The organism is Methylobacterium sp. 174MFSha1.1, assembly GCF_900116815.1.
Classification (GTDB): Bacteria; Pseudomonadota; Alphaproteobacteria; order Rhizobiales; family Beijerinckiaceae; genus Methylobacterium.
In genome coordinates this window covers 246,228-269,634 of record NZ_FPCB01000005.1, presented here as the reverse complement: position 1 = coordinate 269,634, position 23,407 = coordinate 246,228, and the positions used below count along the sequence as shown (strand labels likewise).

Here is a 23,407-nt window from a genome sequence, read left to right as displayed (position 1 = left end):
TTCTCGTGCCGGACGACGATCCGGTCATGCGTGAGTTGGCCGTAGCCCTACTCGAAGAGACCGTTTTGGATGTGGTCGTCTGTGAAACGGGCGACCATGCAGTGCCCCCCCTCCAAGGAACGAGCCGGTGACGTAGCTATGGTGTTCACCGACATCAGCCTTATTGGCACTATGGATTGGGGTCGACCTCACGCGAGCAATTGGAGCCTTGTGGCCTACCGTGAGACAACGCATCCGCTAGCTGGACATGGTGGGAGGAACGGAAGCGAGGGTTGCAAGGATGTCCCATGCCTACCCTCCGAAACTCATTCGAGACGTAACCCGTTCCTCGTACCCGTCGTTTCCTAGTACCCAAGGCCCGGACTGGATGACGATCAAGGTGCTGGGAAGGAAGGGTTGAGAATGGCACTCAGGAATATCCATGGAGAAATCAAACGGGCTTTGAACTCTTCGCCAATACCCGCGTTGTGGTCACGGAAGTAAGCGTAGCAATCGGGAGAGCAGGATGCCTCAGCTTCGGAAGCCCGCGATTGTCCTGGGCATGGCTTGGGCTCTCATGATCGGTGTAACTGCCATTGCCAAGACGACCGCGACAGACTCAGCGGACATGCAAATCCTCTCTAGGATTAATTCAAGCTTCAACAACTTCAGTGAGAAAAGAAGAACTACAACCCAGAGACGAAATCTGTCCGTCCTCAGAGCTGGACTTACTCGGATAGCGTCTGATACGACGAATTAATCTATCAAAAATCTCGATTATTAGACAATGATTGATTAGTTTGTTGCATCCTTGACCTGCAGTGCTTCGGCTTCGAAGGCAAACCTATCACTCGACGGACCTCGTGATGAAGTGACGGCCTGGATCAGTTCCCCAGCCATCACTCAAAGCAACTTATCCACGAATATTGGTTCGGAACAGGAAAGCTAGATCAGTCTTGGCGTGTTCGAGTTGAGCTTTAGCTTGCGGGCCATCGAGCCTGAAAGGAGACCAACAATCTCTAGCAGCGCCGCTTCACACCCCAAGGCCAGTGATACCGCGTCGCGGGCGCCCGCTGGTGTCGGGGTCAAAACTGCAAACACAGATGGCCGCTCACCCGGTCCAAGTGCGCTGACCATGAACGCCTTGCGCGTACCACGTCCCTTCATCGAACCCCCCTCGAATCAGAGGAAGCCTAGCAACATCCTGTAAGGTTGACATCGCTCGTATTGATGATCCGTAAATCCAGACACGCCGTAGATTGCGTCCAGTGCTGCCTTTCCAGTTCCCCGGGCGCATGCCACCTGACGAGGAGTGCCAGCCGGCCAGCGTAGGACAGAGGAGGGAAGATGGTCGTGAGCTGGCCTCCTGCTTGCTCTCGCCACTGACGGCAACGGAGCAATTCCACAGCACCTACGCGCGTTTCGTAGCCTGCTCAGTTTCAGGGGATGCAGGCTCTTGCCGCCCGGCCTAAGCTACGATGCCCCGCAAGTCGGACACCATCATATCCGTCTACGCGTCTAGATCCCCTTCGGACTGGTTGGCGGGACCACGGAGCCGCATGAGTACCAGAGCTGCCACCGCGGCGTAGAGGCTCCCGCCTATTGGAGCACTGAGGAGCGCGACCAGGGGGCCATACGGGACCACCATAGCTGCGGCCATCAGAAAACCTCCGGCGATCGCTACGAACACATACAGCAGCATGGTTACCACCCCCCCGAAAACTGCGTGGCGGCAGAGTGGTTACAGTCGCGTTAAATTCCCGAACAAGCAGGACGATTTTGAGATAGAGCATTAGACACATGATTCGGCCCGCTCAAAGCCTCTCAGCGGGCCGAGAAGGTTTCTACTCAGTCCTTCAAATTCTTATTAATATCAGCAAGCAATACTAAGTGTTCCTTGATCTGACCGCGGGCGAGCTTGGCAACGCTCAGGTTCTCACGATCCTTGCCAGTAGCCAGATACGCCTCCTGGATTTTCAGCAGCTCCTGGTGTCCCTCAATCTGTCCCTTGATATACTCAGGGTCAAACGCAGACCCCGCCTTTGCACTCTCCAGCTTCTCAAGCATCGCCTTGCCCTTGGCATCGAGCTGGCCGGTGACTTCCGCATCTGACGGGGGCTTCACCTGACCGTTGGCTGCGACCGTCTGGTCACGCATCCCCTTCAGGATATCAGCGATGGTCTCCTGCTCTGCGACCTCGAATTGTGCGAACTGCTTGACGTCGTCATCCTGGGCCTTCTTGAGAGCCACTCGACTGGCCGCCAGTGACATCGATCCGGCCGCCAGGGTGTCAGCGGCATGCTTGGCTTCCGCCTCTCCCATCTTGGCGCCGGTGTTTCCAGATGCGGACGAAGCCGAGCTGGTCGGGTTCTGCGCGAAGGCCACGTTGATGAAAGAGGGGATCGCGATGGTCGATGCGAGCGCGGTGATGGCGATACGCCGGTTCATGGGTATTCCTCGTTGGCACTGAAGGACGGTTATGTTCGGGCACCAACTCCGGGGGAGTATCGATGTTTCGCTGCAGTGGAAAAGAATGGCAGCCCTTAAGCGCCTGAGTGATTCCGAGCCCACCTTGACCGAACCAACCAGCCCGTGCCGTGTTCTCTCTTCGTTCTCAACGATTCGGACAGAGGGCACACGATGCAGGCGAGAGACACCGGACCCGCTGAAAGCCCCTCCGCTGCCTCCTCATGCCCCGTCGAAGCCATCGCAGCGGCTTACCTTACGCAAACCTCAGGCGACCTCACACTTGCCCTGCGGTGTGCCATCACAGACGCCTTAGCGGACCTTCTAGAAGCCGAACGCCAGACCCGCGAACGTAGCCGGCTCATTTCCCGAGGCTTCGTCCGTGGGCGCCTAGACGACACTGGTGATGCCCTATGACGGGCCACCTTCGCACAGGCCCAGGAACCTCGCGAGCGACCCCTACGTGGTAGTGAGGGTGGAGTGTCTAATCTGACCAGATCGACTGGCGGAGCTACAGGCTCGCGATCATGTCCACGGGCTCGTTCAACTCTCACCTCCGTGTCCCATCTTCCCACTCCCGCGTCCGCGGCCGCGACCAGGGACAATCTGGCACCGACCCGAGTCGAGGCTGGCCGGAGGTGTGCTGGCAGACTAGCAGCGGGCAGGGCTTCAGGGGTGCGCGAAGGCGCGCGGAAGCTGGCATTTTAGGTAGAGTGGTGGGCCAGGCATGTTCGGGGGAATGCCTGGCCCACCGACCGCGCCAACGGGGGAGTGCAGCGCGGAGTCATCTCTATCGCATCCAATTGCATTGATCTCAATCATATTACTATCTGTGAGTTTTCTAAAAATTGGGTTAGACGGCGCCTGACAGCTCAGCACAAGCTTCGCGACCTAACGTGAATGCGACGATAGCGGGCACCCTCTAGCGTGAGTTTCAAATGGCGCTATGATGCCGTAGAGACACGAGTTGCCAGCACAAGCGTTTTGCAGCCGAGGGACAATGCCACACTACCGCTTCAGCCTGAAACTTGGAAGTCGCCTCGTTGACGGGGGCGCTGGCATCGAACTTAACGACAAGAGCGCCGCCTTTTCGCAAGCGTGGCATATCGGGCGCGTGCTCCTGGCTTTGCCTGAACGCGGTGACGACTGGTCCGATGGCATAATTATCATCGAAGCCGACGATGGAAGAGATTGCTTTGCTCTCTCCCTATCGGACGTTGCAGCTAAGAACCGAGGCGCCTTACTTCAATAAGCGACGCGCTGGGTGGTTTCTATAAAGTGGAGCGCCGGTTTAGGGGATAAGACCTCGGCGTGCGGCTGACGTTCTGTTGTAGATATATCAAGCTATGCACCATCCCATTATGCCGATCAGCCAAGGCATGATTGAAGCAGCACAGAAAGAGGTGGACAGTTCAGCGAGAAGCATGCTGGAAAACGGGAAGCACTCACCCACCACCCGTTTTCATCTAATTATATATATTTAATTATCAAGCCTAGCAATTTCTATGCTATTGTGGCTTGAAATTCTTGAGCTCATTTAGATATGCTTTTACGTCGAATGCGAGTAGGGGATAACATTTTGTCAGCTGTTCGTGATAAGCTTCAGCTGTAGCATAAATGGCATCATAATACTCATGACATATGAATCTGTTATTATAAATATAATTATCAATATTCATCAAACCAATCTTACATTCGATCACGAGCATGCCATATCCATATTCTTGCCCGTCAACTAGATTGTTAAATTCTTCCATATATTCATAGAACTGCGCGGCCTGCTTGAGAATCCGAATAGTCTCTATCTTCAAGTCTATATTAACAATATTAATCTGATTGGTCATTTATATTTTCCTATTTTTTTGTTAAATTTAATCCCTTGATTGGTTATCTAAGAGATAGTGACTCATATTAGTTGATTAGTATACCTAGATCGATACCCGATCTCTAATATCATCGCAGACAAGACTCAGACCGAATGATATGTCGTCGGCGACCTTGTGTATTAAACACTATTGAGGATTATTTGTCAACAATATTTGATCGATTTGTTTATTTAATTTCTCAACATATTACAACGCCGATCCTAGCTTCTTATCACTCGATCTGTCAGAGGCAGAGCGCAACATCTATCCTATTTGCAGGAACAGCCGATATTCAAAGCCTCAAGAGAACATGCCGGTAGCATATTGCCGCATGAAGCGTCGGACATCCTTCATCCGATCCAAGGGAGAGTTGGCGGTCTGCGCAGATTGCCTGAGAATAGTTTCAAGACGCCACGCGCTGATTCCAGTACGACGTAACCGATGACCGAGATTGAAGATGCCGGCATTACCATTACCCGGTTTCGATCCCACAGCGTCCCATTCTCTTAGTGCGTCAGCCACCTTCGATTCCTGATCGGGTGTGAGGTCGTCTGAGTCCGATAGGGAAGGGGGCTCTGACACGTAGGAAGCTTCCTCCTCACTGAAACCGTTAATGATCCAATCCTTGACCTTAAGAGGCTTGCGATCTGCCTTGAAATCCTGGAAATACGCACCTCCGGGGTCCTGCGGTTGACACGGAAGATAGAACAAGTCGGATCCATTAGGCTTATTATCGATACCATGAACCCTTCGGGTCGACTTCGTCGTCGCCTTGCTCTTAGAAACGTATCCTTCCGACTCAACCTTTCTCACTATATTATTAAAAATCATTTTATATGCGTCGTTAGTCATTGCCATATCAGTCGGTATATAGACTCTGTAACGCAAGTCATCTCCTGTGCTACTATAAGTATTGAAACATACCATTCTGATATGCGGGAACATCTCACTGAAATCTCTTGGGCTCATATCTCCACCATCGACGTCGATCCACACTCCTTTCACAAACACAATATTTTCTATACCACGCTCTGTATCTGCCGCTTTATGTGGATCGAAATAGGCTGGACTGATCAACGTGTTGTGTTCTTTTGACTCGTATCTGACCCTGCTTCTATTCCTAAGATCTCTGACGAACTTTTCGTCCGTGTCAATAATGAGGGAGTCGTGCTTCCCATGAAATCTATCAATGAATATAGAACCTCGGAAATGAACGACGAAATGTCTATTAAGCTCTATAGATGAAACGTCGCTTTTTTTGTTTCCTTGGCTTGCGACTTGAAGATCATTATCACGGACGAAAAATGAGTCTTTGTCCAATCCAGCAATCATCATCAGTTTCTTTTCCTTACTTGCTTTCTTTCTCTCATATGAATTCTCGTGTAACCGCGGGCGTCCCGGACGCGCGCATGCCGAAGGCATTAACAATTTGAAACTATTAATTGTAGATCCTGGATAGACGCTGGCAATATATTCGGCCGTCGCTTTATCAGCTATGACCCAATGTTTGATATTATTGTTGTCAGGATCCCGTATGGATGTGCGGCTGAGAGCCTGATAAATCGTATGCCCCGTCATTTCAATCTTCTGATCTAATTCAGAAATGCCAAGAACCTCAATGAAAAACTTCTGAAAGTAACTCTTATTGTTCAGTGCTGGAATTATTATCGCATGATCGATGTGCTGATAATCATTCAAGCCATGAGATTTCCCTGGTAGTTCTGTCCCCTTAGCAATTTGACCAAGAATACTTGTTTTCTTGACGTCGTTGTTCTCATTCCACACGTATGGCTCGCCTTGTATTATCCCTAAAGAGGCAGCTATTATCTTTTCGTGCAACTCTGGATGTTTAGTGTCGCGCACATACTTTGACCAATTATCCTCAAAACCATAATGCAAGTGAACAAGATTACCATTATTATGTTCTGTATATCGCAGGCGGTTCTCTAGACTGAGATCCCTACAGAATGATACACCTAAATCAGACCAATATTTAAACAGTGCAGTTTCCTCCAATCTCGCCCCCAGTATCGTCACTGATCTGAAATCGGTGAAAATCGTGGGCTGCATAACGCTGTATACTACTAAATGACCGTCCTCCTGCTTTCCCTTGATAAGATTATTGTATTGCTGGAGATTGACATACGAAATATAATGATCTGACAATATAAGCTTTGCGAGTTTAGCGAATAACTTGCTTACCGTATCTCTTTTACGGTTCTCGGCTAACGATGTAAGTTCCTTTATGTTCTTTGGCTTCAAGATCCCGTATGAAGGACCTTGTGCTTCGAGTGTTAGGTGATCGGTGATCAAGTGATGATGATCCGGTAGTTTTTCGTCAAACGGATCAACCAACACGTGAGATTCATCTAAAACTAGATCATAATTTCGTTTGTTTGCTATGAAAGGCAGATTGAAGAACGTGGAGTTGGTTGTTATTAGTACATGATTACCTGGATATGGATTCCGAAAATGCTTCACGAGCGCCCCTGCGACCGATTTATCGGTAATAATCTCACTATGAAATCTCTCGACGTGGCTTGATGGGCTTCGATGTTTGATTTCATTATAGGTATTATCAATAAGCTGAACCGTAGGCTGAACAAGCAGGAGATTGCCATCATACCGGCCCTCGACGATACTATTAATAATGGCGTGGGTCTTACCCGAACCGCATGGTGCCGACACATATTTAATCTGTGACATTATAAATATTCGATCCTCGAATGAGTTAAATTATTGGAGACAAAAAAATATTATCTTGGACAGCATTCAAGCCATCCAAGTCTTCTTCTTACAGTATTAACGGTATTGTGTTTACGCCTGACCGCTGTAAGCCGCGAAACCCCTGATCAAATCAATGATCTTATCTCTCTCAAAGTATTCATCAGCATCTAATTGTTTCAGAGCGACCGATAGACCAATCTGAATCATTTCCGTGCTTTGTTCAAACTTTGGATTTCTATCTCTCTTATACTGCGATAGAACACCAAGAGATGCAACCAATTTCCAGAAATCGCATTGATCATCGAAGAATTGATTTTCTCTATATTCTACATCATCGATTTCCAAGATCATCTTGCTAAACAACCGCTCAGCTCGTTGGTTGAGCACGTCATGGGCATCAACTCGTAGATCAATAATATTAATTCTATTCATGGATCGGAATTCTTTCCTTATGTGAAATATCAATAGCTGCCGCCGGGCCTGTATCAGCAGCCGTCAATAATGTTAATTAAGTGAAACGGTTTCGGGGTGGATTGCTCACAACCCCTAGCCCATGCTGATGTAACAAACTTATCGTATGATACTGGACAGCTACCGCATTAGTATGGCCGCAAAGGATGCTAGTTCCTAAGCCGCATAGTCGTTATGCTAAAAAAATAACCCTACGTCAACCGTTAATTTTTATTGACATTATAATGCGCTGCTGCTATAATCGCAGATTACTGCCTGAGAGAGCGTCGCTATGATGGTTACGGATCAGGCCAGCGTCGCGATTGGAAATTTTGTGACTTCGTTATGTGAACAATATGCACAGGTGATTACGTAATATCAAGATCGCTTTTACGCTTCCAAGTGCCCCGGGAGCATAAGGATTACATCGAAGACTAAGGTGTCGTTCGATACTTCCGCACACCGCTTCATGCCACAATTTTGTCACAGCGGGGCCTACGTGACCACTATGAATTCGTCAGCGGAGGGTTGACTGCCGTTGGCGGGCCTCGCTAGAGTCACCGAGCTAAGCCGATGTTCTAGCGAGGTTTTTTCGTCCTTCCGCCCTACGCGTGGATCACCCGCCCATACGCGTCGAGCACGCTCTCGTGCATCATCTCCGAGAGCGTCGGGTGCGGGAAGACCGTGTGCATCAGTTCTTCCTCGGTGGTCTCGAGAGTCATTGCCACGACGTAGCCCTGGATCAGCTCCGTGACCTCGGCCCCGACCATGTGGGCACCGAGCAATTGCCCGGTCTTGCGGTCGAAGATCGTCTTCACCAGGCCGTCGGGCTCGCCGAGCGCGATCGCCTTGCCGTTGCCCGCGAAGGGGAAGCGGCCGACCCGCACGTCGAAGCCCTGCTCCTTGGCCTTGGCCTCGGTGAGGCCGACCGAGGCGATCTGCGGCTGGCAGTAGGTGCAGCCCGGGATCTTGCCCTTGTCCATCGGGTGGGTGTGCAGGCCCTTGATGGTCTCGACGCAGATCACGCCCTCGTGCTCGGCCTTGTGGGCCAGCATCGGCGGGCCGGCGACGTCGCCGATGGCGTAGATTCCCGGCACGGTGGTGCGGCCGAGCCCGTCGGTGGCGACGATGCCGCGCTCGATCGTGACGCCGAGCTTTTCCAGCCCGAGACCCTCGATGTTGCCGACGACGCCGACCGCCGAGATCATCGTCTCCGCCGCGATCTCCTGCGTCTTGCCGCCCTCGGTCTCGACCGTGGCGGTGACCGTGTCGCCGCCCTTCACGACCTTGGTCACCTTGGCGCCGGTGAGGATCCTGATGCCCTGCTTCTCGAAGCGCTTGCGGGCGTGGGCGGCGATCTCGGGATCCTCCACCGGCAGGATCTGCGGCAGCAATTCCACCACCGTCACCTCGGCCCCCATGGTGCGGTAGAACGAGGCGAACTCGATGCCGATCGCACCCGAGCCCATCACCAGGAGGCTCTTGGGCATCTTGTCCGGCACCATGGCCTCGTAATAGGTCCAGATCTGTTTCTTGTCGGGCTCGATGCCGGGAATCGACCGCGGGCGGGCGCCGGTCGCCACGATGATGTGCTTGGCCTGATAGGTGCCCGCCGCCTTGGCGCCCTTCGGCGCCTCGGCGCGCTTCGTCTCCCGCACCTTGACCCGGCCGGCCTCGTTGCCTTTCGGGGCCGCCTCGATCGCGGCTTCGCCCCAGATCACGTCGACCTTGTTCTTCTTGAGCAGCATGCCGACGCCGCCGTTGAGCCGGCTGGATACGCCGCGCGAGCGCTTGACGATGGCGCCCACGTCGAACCGGACGTTGTCCGCCGAGAGGCCGTAATCCTTGGCGTGCTGCATGTAATGGTAGATCTCGGCCGAGCGCAGCAGCGCCTTGGTGGGGATGCAGCCCCAGTTGAGGCAGATGCCGCCTAAGTGCTCGCGGTCCACCACCGCCGTCTTGAAGCCGAGCTGCGCGGCCCGGATCGCCGCCACGTAGCCGCCGGGACCGGCGCCGATGATGAGGACGTCGTAGGTGTCGGACATTCAGGTCTCCGGCAGTCGATCCGAGGGTGGCGCGGGGCGGCGGTCCTCAGACCAGCATGCCCATCGGGCTCTCGATCAGCCCCTTGAAGGCGGCGAGCAGTTCGGCGCCCAGCGCCCCGTCGACCACCCGGTGGTCGCAGGACAGCGTCACCGTCATCGCCTGGACCAGAGCGGGGGCGCCGTTCTTCGCCACCACCCGGGCCTCGCCGGCGCCGACCGCCAGGATGGTGCCGTGGGGCGGGTTGATGACCGCGCCGAACGACTTGATGCCGAACATGCCGAGATTCGACACCGCGGTGGTGCCGCCCTGGTACTCCTCGGGCTTGAGCTTCTTGGTGCGGGCGCGGGCGGCGAGGTCCTTCATCTCGGCCGAGATGGTCGAGAGGGTTTTTTGCTCCGCGCGGCGGATCACCGGCGTGAACAGCCCGCCGTCGATCGCCACGGCGACGCCGACGTCGGAGTGGCGGAAGCGCAGGATCCGGTCCTCGGCCCAGACGGCATTCGCCGCCGGCACCCGCTGCAGGGCGAGCGCCAGCGCCTTGATGACGAAGTCGTTGACAGAGAGCTTGAAGGCCGGCTTGCCGTCCTTGTCCTTCGTCGCCCCGGCATTGACCTGCTCGCGCAGGCTCAAGAGCGCGTCGAGCTCGACGTCGAGGGAGAGATAGAAATGCGGGACGGTCTGCTTCGATTCGACCAGGCGCTTGGCGATGGTCTTGCGCATGCCGTCGAGGGGCACCTCCTCGTAGGAGCCCGGCTCGAACATCCCCATCACCTGCTTAGCCGAGAGGCCGGAGGGCGGGGCGGCGGCAGCGGCGGCCTTCTGGGACGGGGCCTGATCGGGCTTCGCGGCCGGGGCGGCGGCGTCCTTGGCGGGTTGGGGCGCGGGCTTGGCCGTTCCGCCCTCGAGGGCGGCGCGGACATCGCGCTCGATGATCCGCCCGTGCGGGCCCGAGCCCTGCACCGCGGCGAGGTCGACGCCTTCCTGCTTGGCGATGCGGCGGGCCAGCGGCGAGGCGAACAGGCGGCCGCCGGGGGCCGGCGCCGCGCCGTTCGGCTTGGCCCCCGAAGGCTGGCTCCCCGAGGGTCTGGCGCCCTCCGGCGCGGTGTCGACCCGCTCGTAGGACATCGTGCCGCCGCCGGGCGTCTCGTTGCCGGCCGACGCGTGGGGCCTCCCCCCTTCCGCCTTGCCGGCCTCGGGCGTCCCGGCCTTGGCGGGCGCCTCCTTCGGCCCGCCGCCGGCCTGCACGCTGCCCGGGTCCTCCCCCTCCTCGGCGATCAGGGCGATGAGGTCGTTGACCGGCACGTCGGCGGTGCCCTCCGGCACCACGATCTTGGCGAGCACGCCCTCGTCGACCGCCTCGACCTCCATCGTCGCCTTGTCGGTCTCGATCTCGGCGAGCACGTCACCCGACTTGACTGTGTCGCCCTCCTTCTTGAGCCACTTGGCGAGGTTGCCCTTCTCCATGGTCGGCGAGAGGGCGGGCATCAGCACGTTGATCGGCATGGATTCAGGTCTCGGCGGGAGGAGGGGCGGCCGGATCGTCGAAGGGGAAAAGGTCGTCGAGCGGGAAGGAGACGGAATCGAAGGGCGGCAGGGACACCGTCTCGCCGCGCGCGACGGTGCCGAGCAGCAGCCAGCGACCGCCGGTGAGGGCGAAACCTTCGAGCACGCCGCTGGCCGGATCGAGCAGCCAGAGATGGTTCACGCCGGCCTCGGCGTAGATCCGCCGCTTCGACCCGCGGTCGAGCCGGGCGGTGGAGGGAGACAGGATCTCGCAGACCCAGTCCGGCGGGATTTCGATGAAGGCTGTCGCCGGCAAGGCCGGCAATCTCTCGCGGCGCCAACCGGCAAGATCCGGCACGACGACATGCGGCCCGAGATGCAGCTCGGGCTCGGTCATGAAGATCCAGCCGCCAGGGCCGCCGCGACCGCGGCCGAAGGGCGGACCCAGTTCGGTCGAGAGTTCATGCGCCACGGTCGTATGGAGCGGCCGCGGCCTCGGATGCGTCTCCAGCCTGCCGTCGACAATCTCGGCCACGAGGTGGTCCGGCACCGCCTCGAGGTCGGCATAGGTGGCCCAAAGCGGCGCGGCCTCGGCCATGGCGAGCCTCAGTTGAAGCGCTCGGGATCGAGGCTCTCGGCCTCCATCCCGGCGCGGATGCGCGCGAAGGCCTCCTCCTCGGACAGCTCGGTCTCGCGGGCATAGACCAGCGCCGCCTGGCGGGCGAGGTCGACGAGGAGCCGGCCCCAGGTCGCCGGGTCCTCGAAGGAACGGCGCAGCGCGACGCTCACCGCGCCGTCGACCACGGCGGCGCGCAGCACCTCGATGCCGCCCTGCTCCAGGGCGTCGGGGGGTACGTCGAGGGCCTCGAAGCGGGGCTCGTCGTCGGTCATGGGGGTCACCGGTAGCAGACGGCCTTGGCCGCCTCGATCACCTCGGCGACGTTCGGCAGGGCGAGCTTCTCCAGGTTCGCCGCATACGGCATCGGCACGTCCTTGCCGGTGATGCGCAGGACCGGGGCGTCGAGGTAGTCGAAGGCGTCGACCATCAGGCGCGCGGCGATCTCGGCGCCGATGCCGGATTGCGGGAAGCCCTCCTCGACGGTGACGCAGCGGCCGGTCTTCTTCACCGATTCGACCACCGTCTGCGAATCCATCGGCCGGATGGTGCGCAGGTCGATCACCTCGGCGTCGATCCCGGCCTCGGCGAGCTCGTGGGCGGCCTTGAGGGCGTAGGTCATGCCGATGCCGAACGAGACGATCGTCACGTCCTTGCCTTCGCGATGCACCTTCGCCTTGCCGATCGGCACCGTGAAGTCGTCGAGCTTCGGCACCGGGAAGGACTGGCCGTAGAGGATCTCGTTCTCGAGGAACACCACCGGGTTCGGATCGCGGATAGCGCTCTTCAAGAGGCCCTTCGCGTCGGAGGCGGTGTAGGGCATGACCACCTTCAGGCCCGGGACGTTGGAGTACCAGGCGGCGTAATCGTGGCTGTGCTGGGCGCCGACCCGGGCCGCCGCGCCGTTGGGGCCGCGGAACACGATCGGGCAGCCGAGCTGGCCGCCGGACATGTAGAGGGTCTTGGCCGCCGAGTTGATGATCTGGTCGATCGCCTGCATGGCGAAGTTGAAGGTCATGAACTCGACGATGGGCCGCAGGCCCGTGAACGCCGCGCCGACGCCGACGCCGGCAAATCCATGCTCGGTGATCGGGGTGTCGACGACGCGCTTGGCGCCGAATTCCTGAAGCAAGCCCTGCGTGATCTTGTAGGCGCCCTGGTACTCGGCGACCTCCTCGCCCATCACGAAGACCTTGTCGTCGCGGCGCATCTCCTCGGCCATCGCGTCGCGCAGGGCCTCGCGGACGGTCTGGGTGACCATCTCGGTGCCCTCGGGGATCTCGGCCATCGCCGGGTCCTGGCCGCGATTGGTAATCACCGCGGGCGCCGCCGGCTTGCCCACCGGCTTGTCGTCCTCGGTCTTCGCCGCGGGAGCGGGACGCTCGGCCTGGCCCTCGGCGTGCATGTCGGTGGCGGGCGCCTTCTGGCCCGCCTCGTCCTGACCCTTGCCGTTCGCCTGTCCGCCGCCGGCCTGGACGCCCTTCGGGTCCTCGCCCTCCTCGGCGAGCACCGCGATCGGGGTGTTGACCGCGACGTTGTCGGTGCCGTCGGCGACCAGGATCTTGGCGAGCACGCCCTCGTCGACCGCCTCGACCTCCATGGTGGCCTTGTCGGTCTCGATCTCGGCCAGGATGTCGCCGGCCTTGACCGGGTCGCCCTCCTTCTTGAGCCACTTCGCGAGCTTGCCCTGCTCCATCGTCGGCGAGAGGGCGGGCATCAGGATGTCGGTCGCCATGGGGTACTCTGTCGATCCGGGAGAGGGGCGGGCGCGGGATCGCCGTCCGCGACGCGGACGGCCGGGGGCGTCAGGGCCGCGCGGTCAGAGCAGGATGTCGGTCCAGAGCTCGGACGGATCGGGCTCCGGATCGCTGGTGGCGAACTCGGCCGATTCGTTCACGATCTCCCGCACCTTGGCGTCGACCGCCTTGATCTCGTCCTCCGCCACCTTGTGGGGCCCGAGCAGGCGCTTGCGGACCTGCTCGATCGGATCGGATTCCTCGCGCATGCGGGCGACCTCGTCCTTGGTCCGGTACTTGGCCGGGTCGGACATCGAGTGGCCGCGGTAGCGGTAGGTCTGCATCTCGAGGATGTAGGGGCCCTCGCCGTCGCGGGCATGCGCGATGGCGCGCGTCGCCGCCTCGCGCACGGCGCGGACGTCCATGCCGTCGACCTGCTCGCCCGGGATGCCGAAGGAGACGCCGCGCTTGGAAAAATCGGTCTGGGCCGAGGCCCGCGAGACCGAGGTGCCCATGGCGTAGCGGTTGTTCTCGATCACGTAGACCACGGGCAGCTTCCACAGCTGCGCCATGTTGAAGCTCTCGTAGACCTGGCCCTGGTTGGCCGCGCCGTCGCCCATGTAGGTCAGGCTCACCGCACCGTCGCCACGGTACTTGTTGGCGAAGCCGATGCCGGTGCCGAGGGAGACCTGGGCGCCGACGATGCCGTGGCCGCCATAAAAATTCTTTTCGCGGGAGAACATGTGCATCGAGCCGCCCTTGCCGCGGGAATAGCCTCCCTTGCGGCCGGTGAGCTCGGCCATCACGCCCTTCGGCTCCATGCCGCAGGCCAGCATGTGGCCGTGGTCGCGGTAGCCGGTGATGACCTGGTCGCCGTCCTTCGAGGCCATCTGGACCCCGATCACCACGGCCTCCTGGCCGATATAGAGGTGGCAGAAGCCGCCGATCAGGCCCATGCCGTAGAGCTGGCCGGCCTTCTCCTCGAAGCGGCGGATCAGCAGCATCTCGCGATAGGCGTGCAGGTCCTCGTCGCGGCTGAAGGCCGGCACGTTCGAGGCCGCGGGCGGCGGGGCCGCCTTCTCGCGGGTCTTGTCGCTCCCGCGGCGCGCCTCTTTCGCGGCATCCATCGGCACCCTCCCGGCTGCTACCTTTGTGGGAGCGTTTCTAGGGCAGGTGGCCGCGCAAATCGAGCGGTTCGGGACCGAAAGCCGCTGCCGGGATGAATGGCGGGGTGAGAATCGGGGGTAGGGCGAGGATCAGGGAGTGATGATGACGACGTCGTTGGGGTGGACGCGGCCGAGCACGACCCGGGCCCGCTCCTCCAGCAGGTCGCGGTCGATCTGATCGCTGCGCAACAGGGCCACGCGCCGCTCCCACTCGGTCCGGTCGGCCTTGGTGGCGTCGAGCTCCTGCTGCAGGCCGTAGGCCTGGATCTTCAGGGCTCTCTTCGCCTCGAGGCCGCGGCTTCCGCTCTCGGCCTCGTGCAGGAAGTAGCCGACCACGAGGATCGACACGGCGTAGAGGCCGAGCGGCAACAGGACGGCACGGGCGCGACGACGGACTACCATGCGGGGGAGGATGGGCCTGCACGGTTAAGAAAGGCTCAAAGCCGACGGGGGGCGGATCTCAGCCACCGCTTCGGCGTTCGGCCCGCCGAGGGATCATCCGAGCGAGCACGACAGGTGTTCGAGATAGTGTCTCGCGGAGGATTCGAGGGAGAAATTGTCGACGACGTAGGGCCGCGGCTGGTACTCACCGTGACCGCATCGCCGGATGAACGCCCTGGCCTTCGCCTCGAACGACGCGGCCGTGGCGAAACTGTCGCCGCATTCCGGGGAAAAGTACGGGATCGCGCTGGCCGGTATCGGGCAGACAGGGGTGGAGTGCAGCACGCTCTCCTCCAGGACCCGCCCCGGATTCCAGGCGAGGATCGGAAGGTTGCAGCTCATCGCCTCCATGAGCGCCACGCCCTGCGTCTCGTGCTGGCTCAGGAACACCACGGCATGCGCCTCCGCCAGACGGCGGATGTACTCGTCCTCGAGATAGGCCCCGTACCTGATGACCGTGTACGGCACATCGAGGGCGCCGAGCACCGCGCAGACATGCTCCGTCAGCCCGACGACCTCGGGAACCTTGTCGAGATAGAGGTGCACCTTGTCGTAGACGAGCACGGAGAACGGTGTCGTCTTCCGCTCCGGGACGAAGCGGTCGGTCTCGATCCCGAGGGGCCAGATCCCGATGTCGCCGCCGAGATGGGCGCGGCAGAGATCGGCCATCCACGCCGAGGCCGCGAGGTGGCGCCGGATCCGCGTCGTCGCGAACAGCTCCGGACACTCCATCGGCCAGGAGAGCAGGCCGGGACCCGTCACGCTCGGCCGGACCTGCAACGGATTGCGCAGGAGTTCGAGCGGCCCGTTGACGATGCCCCAGCCCCCGTCGCGCGGTGGCCGGCGAACCGCCGTCACCCAATCCACGGACACGCCGATCCTCGACAGGCCCAGCCTCAGGTTCCGGCCGACCTTCTTCAGGCCGGTCGCGCGCGCCGGTCTCACCCGATCCAGCACGGCCCTGATCGGACGCCGCACGATCGGATCGTATCGAAACCACCTCGGGCAATGGCGGAAATCGATATCCCAAATCGTCACATCCATTGCGGGCCTCGATAGTCTATCCGCCTCTCCCACATCGTCCGACGACGCGGAGACCGGTCCGTGGCGGAACATGCGGCAAGATCGAAGACCCGGAGCACCGGCCGATGACGCGGTGATCGGGCAGCGCTCTCGATGTCTGATCGAGAACGGGCACCGAAGCATCCCGGATCATTCCGCTGACGCTACGACGCCGGATGCAGATATCAGACTCGACGACGCAGAGGAAGGATCGTCCGCCCGGTCCTCCGCCGTCGCGGCGGGCAGGGGAAACCTCGGCGCGTCACGACGACGGCCCGGAGGGGCCCGCAGCCGGACGCCGTCAGCGCCGTCTCACGCGGCGCCCCGCCACGCCGCGGGCGTGAGCCCGGTCGCCTGGGCGAAGCGGCGGGTGAAGTGGCTCTGCGAGGCGAAGCCGCAGGCGAGCGCGACCTCGGCGAGGCTCACCCACCGCCCAGACAGATCCCTGGCGAGGAGGTCCTTGGCCCGCGCGATCCGCCGCTCGGTCACGTAGCGGTGCGGCGCCAGGCCGAAACTGGCCTTGAACATCTTGGCGAAGTGGAAGGTGCTGAGGCCCGCCGCCTCGGACAGCACCTCCAGGGTCAGCGCCTCGGCGAGCCGCGCCTCGATCATCTCCGCGACGCGGCGGCGGACCGCCGGCGCGAGGCCGCCCTTCACCGCCCGCTCTCCGCCCGGGCCGGCATGGCGGCGCAGGAGGGCGTGGAGCAGGAGGTGGCAGGCGGCGCCGAGCGCCATCCGGTCGGCGCCCGCCTCCCAGTCGAGGGGCAGCACGGCGCCGCGCACCAGCATCGCGGTGGCGGGATCCTCCGCGAAGGTCAGCTCGCGCAGGGAGATCGTGCGGGGATCGACGTCGAGGGCGCTCACCGCCTGGTAGGCCAGGGTCTCGGGCGCGACGTAGAGGTGGACCATCCGCAACGGACCGCCGATCAGCCACCGGCTCTCGTGGCCGGCGGGCAGCAGGCAGAGCTTGTCGGGCCCGCCGCCCGACACGGCGCCGTCCTCGCGCACCACGCCCTCGCCGCCTTCGAGGTAGAGGCTCAGGGTGTGATGGTCCGGGCCGTCGTAGCGGGCGCGGTTGTCGCGGTTGTGCCACTCGGCCAGCGACAGCCCGCGCCCGATCTCGGCGCTGCGCAGGAGCGCCGCGCCGGTGCGGGAGAGGGCATCGCGGACATCGGGATTCGGCTCGGTCACGGTCTCGCGCCAGACATCTGCGCCAGGAGGAAGGCGCGGCATGACCCTAGGGGCTGCACGTGGCTCCCTGCAACCGATCGAGGCCGTGACCGCACGACCGGACCCGGGACAGGACCCGGGAAAGACCCGAGAAAGCCCCAAGAATGGACAACGCCGCCGCCGGAACCGGGAAGCCGGCCGGTCCGGGTTCGCCTATCCGGGACCCTCGCACCAGCCGGATCGGAACCCGACCACCGTGACCGCCTTCCTCTACGCCCTGACCGTGCTCATCTGGGGCACGACCTGGATCGCCATCAAGCACCAGCTCGGCACCGTCGCCTTCGAGGCGTCGATCGCCTACCGCTTCGCCCTCGCCGGCGCGGTCCTGGCCGTCGGCCTCGCCCTCACCGGGCGGCTGAAGGCCATCCCCTGGCGGCACCAGCCCTTCGTGCTGCTCCAGGCGCTGTGCCTGTTCTCGTGCAACTTCGCCTGCTTCTATCTCGCCACGCGCTCGGTCCCGAGCGGGATCGTCTCGGTGGTCTTTTCCGCCGCGACGATCTTCAACGTCGCCAACGCCACCCTGTTTCACCGCCGCCGGCCGGCGCAGCGGGTGCTCGCCGGGGCGATGATCGGGCTCCTCGGCATCGCCTGCCTGTTCCGGGACACGCTCCTTGGCACCGCCCTCGACCGGGACACGGCGATCGGCCTCGGCCTGGCGCTGCTCGGCACCTGGTTCTTCTCGGCCGGGAACCTCGTCTCGGCCCGCAACCAGCGCCACGGCCTGCCCGTCGCCACGGTGAACGCCTACGGCATGCTCTATGGCGCGGCTCTCGTGGCAGGAGTCGCCTCCTTACGCGGCGTGCCGTTCGGCTTCGACCCGTCGCCGGCTTACGTCGGCGCGCTCCTCTATCTGGCGATCCCCGGCTCGGTGATCGGCTTCACCGCCTACCTGACGGTGGTGCATCGGATCGGGCCCGAGAAGGCGGCCTACATGACCGTGCTGTTCCCGGTCGTGGCGCTGTCGATCTCGGTCTTCGCGGAAGGGTACCGGGTGACACCGCTCGCCGCCCTCGGCTTCGCCCTGGTGCTCGCCGGCAACGTCGTGGTGTTCGCGCCGCTCCAGGCCCTGCGCGCCTACAGAAAAGGCCGCCCGGAGGCGGCCTGCGACGCGTGATCGTTTCGAAGTTCGGGAGGGGCCGGACGGCCCCTCCGCGAAGAGAATCAGCCGACCTTCAGGGCGCCGCGGCCGAGATAGCGGGCCTGCGAGCCGAGGCCCTCCTCGATGCGGATGAGCTGGTTGTACTTGGCCAGTCTGTCCGAGCGGGCGAGCGAGCCGGTCTTGATCTGCCCGCAATTGGTCGCGACCGCGAGGTCGGCGATGGTCGCATCCTCGGTCTCGCCGGAGCGGTGCGACATCACCGCGGTGTAGCCGGCGCGGTGGGCCATGTCGACGGCGGCCAGGGTCTCGGTGAGCGAGCCGATCTGGTTGACCTTCACCAGGATCGAGTTGGCCGTGCCCTTCGAGATGCCCTCTGACAGGCGCGTCACGTTCGTCACGAACAGGTCGTCGCCGACGAGCTGGCAGCGGTCGCCGACCTTGTCGGTCAGCGCCTTCCAGCCGGCCCAGTCGTCCTCCGACATGCCGTCCTCGATCGACAGGATCGGGTAGGCGTCGACCAGCTTGGCGAGGTAGGCGGCCTGGGCCTCGGGGTCGCGGGTCTGGCCCTCGCCCTCGTAGACGTAGGACCCGTTCTTGAAGAACTCGGTGGCGGCGCAGTCGAGGGCGATGACGATGTCGCGGCCCGGCTCGAAGCCGGCGGCACGGATCGAGTCCATCACGAAGTCGAGGGCCGCCTCGGCCGAGGGCAGGTTGGGGGCGAAGCCGCCCTCGTCGCCGACGTTGGTGTTGTGGCCGGCCTTCTTCAGGGCGCCCTTGAGGGTGTGGAACACCTCGGCGCCCCAGCGCACCGCCTCGGCGAGCGAGTCGGCGCCCACCGGCATGATCATGAATTCCTGGAAGTCGATCGGGTTGTCGGCATGGGCCCCGCCGTTGATGATGTTCATCATCGGCACCGGCAGGATCCGGGCCTGGGTGCCGCCGACATAGCGGTAGAGCGGCAGGCCGGAGGCCTCGGCGGCGGCCTTGGCGACGGCGAGCGAGACGCCCAGGATCGCGTTGGCGCCCAGCCGCGCCTTGTTCGGCGTGCCGTCGAGCTCGATCATCGCCTCGTCGATGGCGGCCTGCTCCTCGGCGTCCATGCCGCCGATGGCGTCCAGGATCTCGCCGTTGACCGCCTCGACGGCCTTCAGCACGCCCTTGCCGCCGTAGCGGGACTTGTCGCCGTCGCGCAGCTCCACCGCCTCGTGCGCGCCGGTCGAGGCGCCCGACGGCACCGCGGCGCGGCCGAAGGAGCCGTCCTCCAGGAGGACGTCGACCTCGACGGTGGGATTGCCCCGGCTGTCGAGGATCTGGCGGGCGGCGATGTTGGTGATCGCGGTCATTGAGAGGATCTCTCGGGCAGGCTTGCAGGCGTTCGCGCGGCTTATCGGCCAAGATGCCGCCTGCGGCAAGCCGCCCAAGGGTGCGGTGCTGGGGAAGAGCGTCGAGGCCGGAATCGTCCCGCATCGGGGCGGGCGGTTTCACGCGGGCCCGCGCGGGTCTATAGGGCGGGCATGACCCAAGACATCACGACCCAAGACATCACAGACCAAGACATCGCGCGCCACGCCCGGCAGCTCGGTCAGCCTACCGCCCAGCCGCGCTCGCCCGACGAGGCCCAGCTCGACCGGGTGCCGAACCCGCATCCGGACACCGATTACTGCGCCCGCTTCACCGCGCCGGAATTCACCTCTCTCTGCCCGGTGACCGGACAGCCCGACTTCGCCATCCTGGTGATCGACTACGTGCCGGACCAGTGGCTGGTCGAGTCGAAGTCGCTGAAGCTCTACCTGCACAGCTTCCGCGATCACGGCGCCTTCCACGAGGATTGCACCGTTGGCATCGGCCGCCGGCTGACCGCGCTGCTCGAGCCGCGATACCTGCGCATCGGCGGCTACTGGTACCCGCGCGGCGGCATCCCGATCGACGTGTTCTGGCAGACCGGCACGCCGCCGGCCTCGGTCTGGCTGCCCGACCAGGGCGTGCCGCCCTATCGGGCAAGAGGCTGACGACCAGCGAGGCTGACGCCGAAACAGAGAAGGGCGGCCGGGTCACCCCGGCCGCCCCCCCCCGCACTCAGATGCGGCTCAGATCTCAGTAGCCGTAGCCATACCCGTAGGCCGGGGCCGGGGCGCCGTAATAGCCGTAGCCGTTGCGGCGGGCCGCATCGGCCGCGGCCGCGGCGCCGATCGCGCCGACGGCCGCACCCGCGATGCCGAGGCCGACCGCGGCGCCCGGCGAGATGCCGCGGCGACGCCCGCCATAGGCGTAGGGCCGGCCCGCGTAGCCGCGACCGTAGCCGTGGCCGTATCCGCCATGGCCGTAGCCGTGACCGCGCCAGCCCTGGGCCTGGGCCGGGGAGGGGGCGATGGTGGACATCGCGCCGAGGGCGACGGCGAGGGCCGGGATGATCGCCAGCTTGCGCATCGTTGATCTCCTGCTTTCGTTCAAGCCATATGACCCGGATAACCAGCTCGGCCGGGAAGGGTTCCCGCAATCCTGCGGTCCGGGACCGCCCGCATCCGCCGCGCCGGACCGGGTTTCCGGTCCTCGCGGCGGGGGCGTGACTGAGGCTGATCCTGGCGCCGGCCGCCTGAACTCGGGCTGAACTGGCGGCGGCCGGCGATCGTCAGCCGGAATCGTCAGCCGGCTCGGGCGAGACGGCGGGCGGTGACGAGCCCGAGGACCAGGATCGCGGCGGCGCACAGCGCCAGCGCCGGCAGCTGCCCGAGGGCCGTGAGGCCGAATCCCAGCACCGCGACGCCGAGGGCCTGGCCGCAGAAGAACGAGAAGGCGTGGAGCGCCACCGCCGAGGCCCGGGCCTCCGGCACCACCTCGGTCACCTGCACCTGGAAGGTGTTGTGCAGCATGTAGAAGCCGAGGCCGAGCGCCACGAGCGCCGCCGCGTCGGTCTGCCAGGCGCCGGCGAAGCCGACGACCGTCAGGGCGGCGCCCGAGACCGCGCCGCCGGCCATCAGCATCCGGGTCTGGCCGAGGAAGCGCAGCAGCAGCCCGACGGCGAGCGAGTAGATCAGCCCCCCGGCGGCGAAGCCCGCGAGCACCAGCCCGGCCTCCTTCGGCCCGCCCTCGCCCCGCGCCTCGATCAGGTGGGCGAGGTGGGGGAAGATGCCGAACACCGCGATCGCCTCGACGAAGACGGCGCAGAACAGCACCCGGGCGCGGGGGTTGCGCAGGATGGTGCGGTAGCGCGCGAGCGCCGGGGCCAGCGCGAAGCGCCCACCCGGCGCGCGCAGGCGCCGGGCGAAGCCGAGGGCGACGCCCATGAGCCCCGTAGCCCCGACCCCGGCGGCGAGCCAGAACACCCCGCGCCAGCCGATCGCGCCCTCGATCAGCCCGGCGATGGTGGAGCCCGAGAGCTGGCCGAGGATCACCGCGACGAGGAAGCGGCCGATCGCGACCTGGCGCCGCTCCATCGGGATGCGGTCGCCCATCATGGCGAGCGAGAGCGGGATCACCCCGCCGGCCGCGGCGCCCGCGAGCATGCGCAGGCCGAACAGGGTGCCGATGTCGCCGGTGAACGCGCAGGCCGCGAGCGCCAGGGTCAGCACGCACAGGCAGGCCACCACCACCCGCTCCTTGCCGAGCGCGTCGCCGACCGGCCCGAGGATCGGCTGGATCAGCGCGTAGGGCAGCGCGAAGGCGGTCGAGAGCAGCGCCACGGTGGCGGGCGGGCTCGACAGGTCGCGGGCGAGCACGCCGACCAGCGGCTCGACCACCCGGCCGGCGAAGGTGCTGGCGAAGCCCCCGGCGGCCAGGACCGCGATCAGGCGGGAGGGCGAGTCGGATGCGGCCTGCATCGCCGCCGCCCCGTCAGCCGCCGGCCCCGTCCGCGTGTCGGGCTTTGGCGAGGGACTCCTTGGCGAGCCGGTCGAAGGCCTGGAGCTCGGCCAGCAGCGCCGGCATCTTGCGCAACGGCACCATGTTGGGCCCGTCGGAGGGCGCCGTGTCGGGATCGGGATGGGTCTCGATGAACACGCCCGCGACCCCCACCGCCACCGCGGCGCGGGCCAGCACCGGCACGAATTCGCGCTGCCCGCCGGAGGTGGCGCCCTGGCCGCCGGGCTGCTGCACCGAGTGGGTGGCGTCGAACACCACGGGCAGGCCGCCGCTCACCTGCGCCATGATCGGCAGGGCGCGCATGTCCGAGACGAGCGTGTTGTAGCCGAAGGAGGCGCCGCGCTCGGTGAGCAGCACGTTGGGGTTGCCCGCCCCGGTGATCTTGGCCGCGACGTGGGCCATGTCCCAGGGGGCGAGGAACTGCCCCTTCTTGACGTTGACCACCCGGCCGGTGGCCGCCGCCGCCAGCAGCAGGTCGGTCTGCCGGCACAGGAAGGCCGGGATCTGCAGCACGTCGACGGCCTCGGCGGCGGCCGCGCAATGGGCGGCCTCGTGCACGTCGGTGACGACCGGCAACCCCAGGGCCTCGCGGATCTCGGCGAAGATCGGCAGCGCCTGAGGCAGCCCGATGCCGCGGCTCGACCCGGCCGAGGTGCGGTTGGCCTTGTCGAACGAGGACTTGAAGACGAGGCCGATCCCGAGGGCGGCCGTCATCTCCTTGAGGGCGGCGGCGACCTCAAGGGCGTGGGCGCGGCTCTCCAGGGCGCAGGGGCCGGCGATCAGGCTCAGCGGCAGGTGGTTGCCGAAGCGGACGGAGCCGGCCGCGACGGCGACGGGCGAGGGGGCGGTCGGGGAGGATGGGGTCGACATGATGGTCGAGGCGTAGCGGGTTTCGGCAGGCGCGGGAAGGTGCGGCCTGAGAGCCTGTTTGAGCGGTTGCGCCGATCGATCTGCGTACGGGCTCACATCTCTCTGCGTCATTCCGGGGCTCGGCGCAGCCGGGAAACCGGGATCCATGACCGCTGACGCAGCCTGAAAGGGCGGGCAGCGTTCCGCTTCATCCTGCACCGTCAGCGGTGATGGATCCCGGGTTCCGCTGCGCGGCCCCGGGATGACATCGAGGGTTTCAAGACGGTCGGTCCACTCGAACAAGCTCTGAGGAA

Annotated in this window: 20 protein-coding genes; 3 read left to right on the top strand and 17 right to left on the bottom strand. The window is 63.2% G+C overall.

The window, feature by feature from the left end:
- Window positions 1-1,827 precede the first annotated feature (1,827 nt).
- Window positions 1,828-2,427, bottom strand: a complete 600-nt coding sequence (locus BM430_RS03195) for a DUF4142 domain-containing protein (protein WP_093565210.1) — start codon at window positions 2,425-2,427, stop codon at window positions 1,828-1,830.
- A gap of 192 nt (window positions 2,428-2,619) precedes the next feature.
- On the opposite strand from BM430_RS03195, the gene BM430_RS35160 reads away from it, so the two are divergent.
- Window positions 2,620-2,862: a hypothetical protein gene (locus tag BM430_RS35160; protein ID WP_093565208.1), complete on the top strand. Its 243-nt coding sequence runs from the start codon at window positions 2,620-2,622 to the stop codon at window positions 2,860-2,862.
- A 1,091-nt stretch (window positions 2,863-3,953) separates the two neighbouring features.
- Here BM430_RS35160 and BM430_RS33725 read toward each other — a convergent pair.
- The 12 genes from BM430_RS33725 to BM430_RS03140 all read right to left on the bottom strand — a co-directional run bounded on the left by BM430_RS33725 (window position 3,954) and on the right by BM430_RS03140 (window position 17,248).
- Window positions 3,954-4,289 carry a hypothetical protein gene (locus tag BM430_RS33725; protein WP_143131940.1) on the bottom strand — a complete coding sequence of 112 codons (336 nt, stop codon included), beginning with the start codon at window positions 4,287-4,289 and terminating at the stop codon, window positions 3,954-3,956.
- 321 nt (window positions 4,290-4,610) lie between these two features.
- Window positions 4,611-7,016 carry a DEAD/DEAH box helicase family protein gene (locus tag BM430_RS03185; RefSeq protein ID WP_093565458.1) on the bottom strand — a complete coding sequence of 802 codons (2,406 nt, stop codon included), beginning with the start codon at window positions 7,014-7,016 and terminating at the stop codon, window positions 4,611-4,613.
- Window positions 7,017-7,127: 111 nt separating this feature from the next.
- Complete coding sequence (locus BM430_RS33720; RefSeq protein WP_143131939.1) at window positions 7,128-7,469, bottom strand: hypothetical protein; 342 nt, start codon at window positions 7,467-7,469, stop codon at window positions 7,128-7,130.
- 623 nt (window positions 7,470-8,092) lie between these two features.
- Window positions 8,093-9,532: a dihydrolipoyl dehydrogenase gene (gene lpdA / locus BM430_RS03180; protein ID WP_093565205.1), complete on the bottom strand. Its 1,440-nt coding sequence runs from the start codon at window positions 9,530-9,532 to the stop codon at window positions 8,093-8,095.
- 46 nt (window positions 9,533-9,578) lie between these two features.
- Window positions 9,579-11,036 carry a pyruvate dehydrogenase complex dihydrolipoamide acetyltransferase gene (locus BM430_RS03175; RefSeq protein WP_093565202.1) on the bottom strand — a complete coding sequence of 486 codons (1,458 nt, stop codon included), beginning with the start codon at window positions 11,034-11,036 and terminating at the stop codon, window positions 9,579-9,581.
- 4 nt (window positions 11,037-11,040) lie between these two features.
- Window positions 11,041-11,634, bottom strand: a complete 594-nt coding sequence (locus BM430_RS03170; RefSeq protein WP_093565200.1) for a Uma2 family endonuclease — start codon at window positions 11,632-11,634, stop codon at window positions 11,041-11,043.
- An 8-nt stretch (window positions 11,635-11,642) separates the two neighbouring features.
- Complete coding sequence (locus BM430_RS03165; RefSeq protein ID WP_093565196.1) at window positions 11,643-11,927, bottom strand: DUF5076 domain-containing protein; 285 nt, start codon at window positions 11,925-11,927, stop codon at window positions 11,643-11,645.
- Between the two features lie 5 nt (window positions 11,928-11,932).
- Window positions 11,933-13,387, bottom strand: coding sequence for a pyruvate dehydrogenase complex E1 component subunit beta (locus BM430_RS03160; protein ID WP_093565194.1), 1,455 nt, complete (start codon window positions 13,385-13,387; stop codon window positions 11,933-11,935).
- Window positions 13,388-13,471: 84 nt separating this feature from the next.
- Window positions 13,472-14,515 carry a pyruvate dehydrogenase (acetyl-transferring) E1 component subunit alpha gene (gene pdhA / locus BM430_RS03155; protein ID WP_093565191.1) on the bottom strand — a complete coding sequence of 348 codons (1,044 nt, stop codon included), beginning with the start codon at window positions 14,513-14,515 and terminating at the stop codon, window positions 13,472-13,474.
- A gap of 129 nt (window positions 14,516-14,644) precedes the next feature.
- Window positions 14,645-14,956, bottom strand: coding sequence for an FtsB family cell division protein (locus BM430_RS03150; protein ID WP_093565189.1), 312 nt, complete (start codon window positions 14,954-14,956; stop codon window positions 14,645-14,647).
- 93 nt (window positions 14,957-15,049) lie between these two features.
- Window positions 15,050-16,111, bottom strand: coding sequence for a glycosyltransferase (locus tag BM430_RS03145; protein ID WP_177302910.1), 1,062 nt, complete (start codon window positions 16,109-16,111; stop codon window positions 15,050-15,052).
- A gap of 258 nt (window positions 16,112-16,369) precedes the next feature.
- Window positions 16,370-17,248, bottom strand: a complete 879-nt coding sequence (locus BM430_RS03140; RefSeq protein ID WP_177302909.1) for a helix-turn-helix transcriptional regulator — start codon at window positions 17,246-17,248, stop codon at window positions 16,370-16,372.
- 235 nt (window positions 17,249-17,483) lie between these two features.
- Between BM430_RS03140 and BM430_RS03135 the strand changes: the two genes are divergently transcribed.
- Complete coding sequence (locus BM430_RS03135; RefSeq protein WP_093565180.1) at window positions 17,484-18,401, top strand: DMT family transporter; 918 nt, start codon at window positions 17,484-17,486, stop codon at window positions 18,399-18,401.
- 47 nt (window positions 18,402-18,448) lie between these two features.
- On the opposite strand, the gene eno is transcribed toward BM430_RS03135, so the two are convergent.
- On the bottom strand, window positions 18,449-19,729 hold the full coding sequence (gene eno / locus BM430_RS03130) for a phosphopyruvate hydratase (RefSeq protein WP_093565178.1): 1,281 nt from the start codon (window positions 19,727-19,729) through the stop codon (window positions 18,449-18,451).
- Window positions 19,730-19,900: 171 nt separating this feature from the next.
- On the opposite strand from eno, the gene queF reads away from it, so the two are divergent.
- Complete coding sequence (queF, locus tag BM430_RS03125) at window positions 19,901-20,395, top strand: preQ(1) synthase (RefSeq protein WP_093565176.1); 495 nt, start codon at window positions 19,901-19,903, stop codon at window positions 20,393-20,395.
- 85 nt (window positions 20,396-20,480) lie between these two features.
- On the opposite strand, the gene BM430_RS03120 is transcribed toward queF, so the two are convergent.
- From BM430_RS03120 to kdsA, 3 genes are all read right to left on the bottom strand, one after another.
- Window positions 20,481-20,813 carry a hypothetical protein gene (locus BM430_RS03120; RefSeq protein ID WP_093565173.1) on the bottom strand — a complete coding sequence of 111 codons (333 nt, stop codon included), beginning with the start codon at window positions 20,811-20,813 and terminating at the stop codon, window positions 20,481-20,483.
- Window positions 20,814-21,028: 215 nt separating this feature from the next.
- Complete coding sequence (locus BM430_RS03115; protein ID WP_093565171.1) at window positions 21,029-22,204, bottom strand: MFS transporter; 1,176 nt, start codon at window positions 22,202-22,204, stop codon at window positions 21,029-21,031.
- A 13-nt stretch (window positions 22,205-22,217) separates the two neighbouring features.
- On the bottom strand, window positions 22,218-23,114 hold the full coding sequence (kdsA, locus tag BM430_RS03110) for a 3-deoxy-8-phosphooctulonate synthase (protein WP_093565168.1): 897 nt from the start codon (window positions 23,112-23,114) through the stop codon (window positions 22,218-22,220).
- Window positions 23,115-23,407 lie beyond the last annotated feature (293 nt).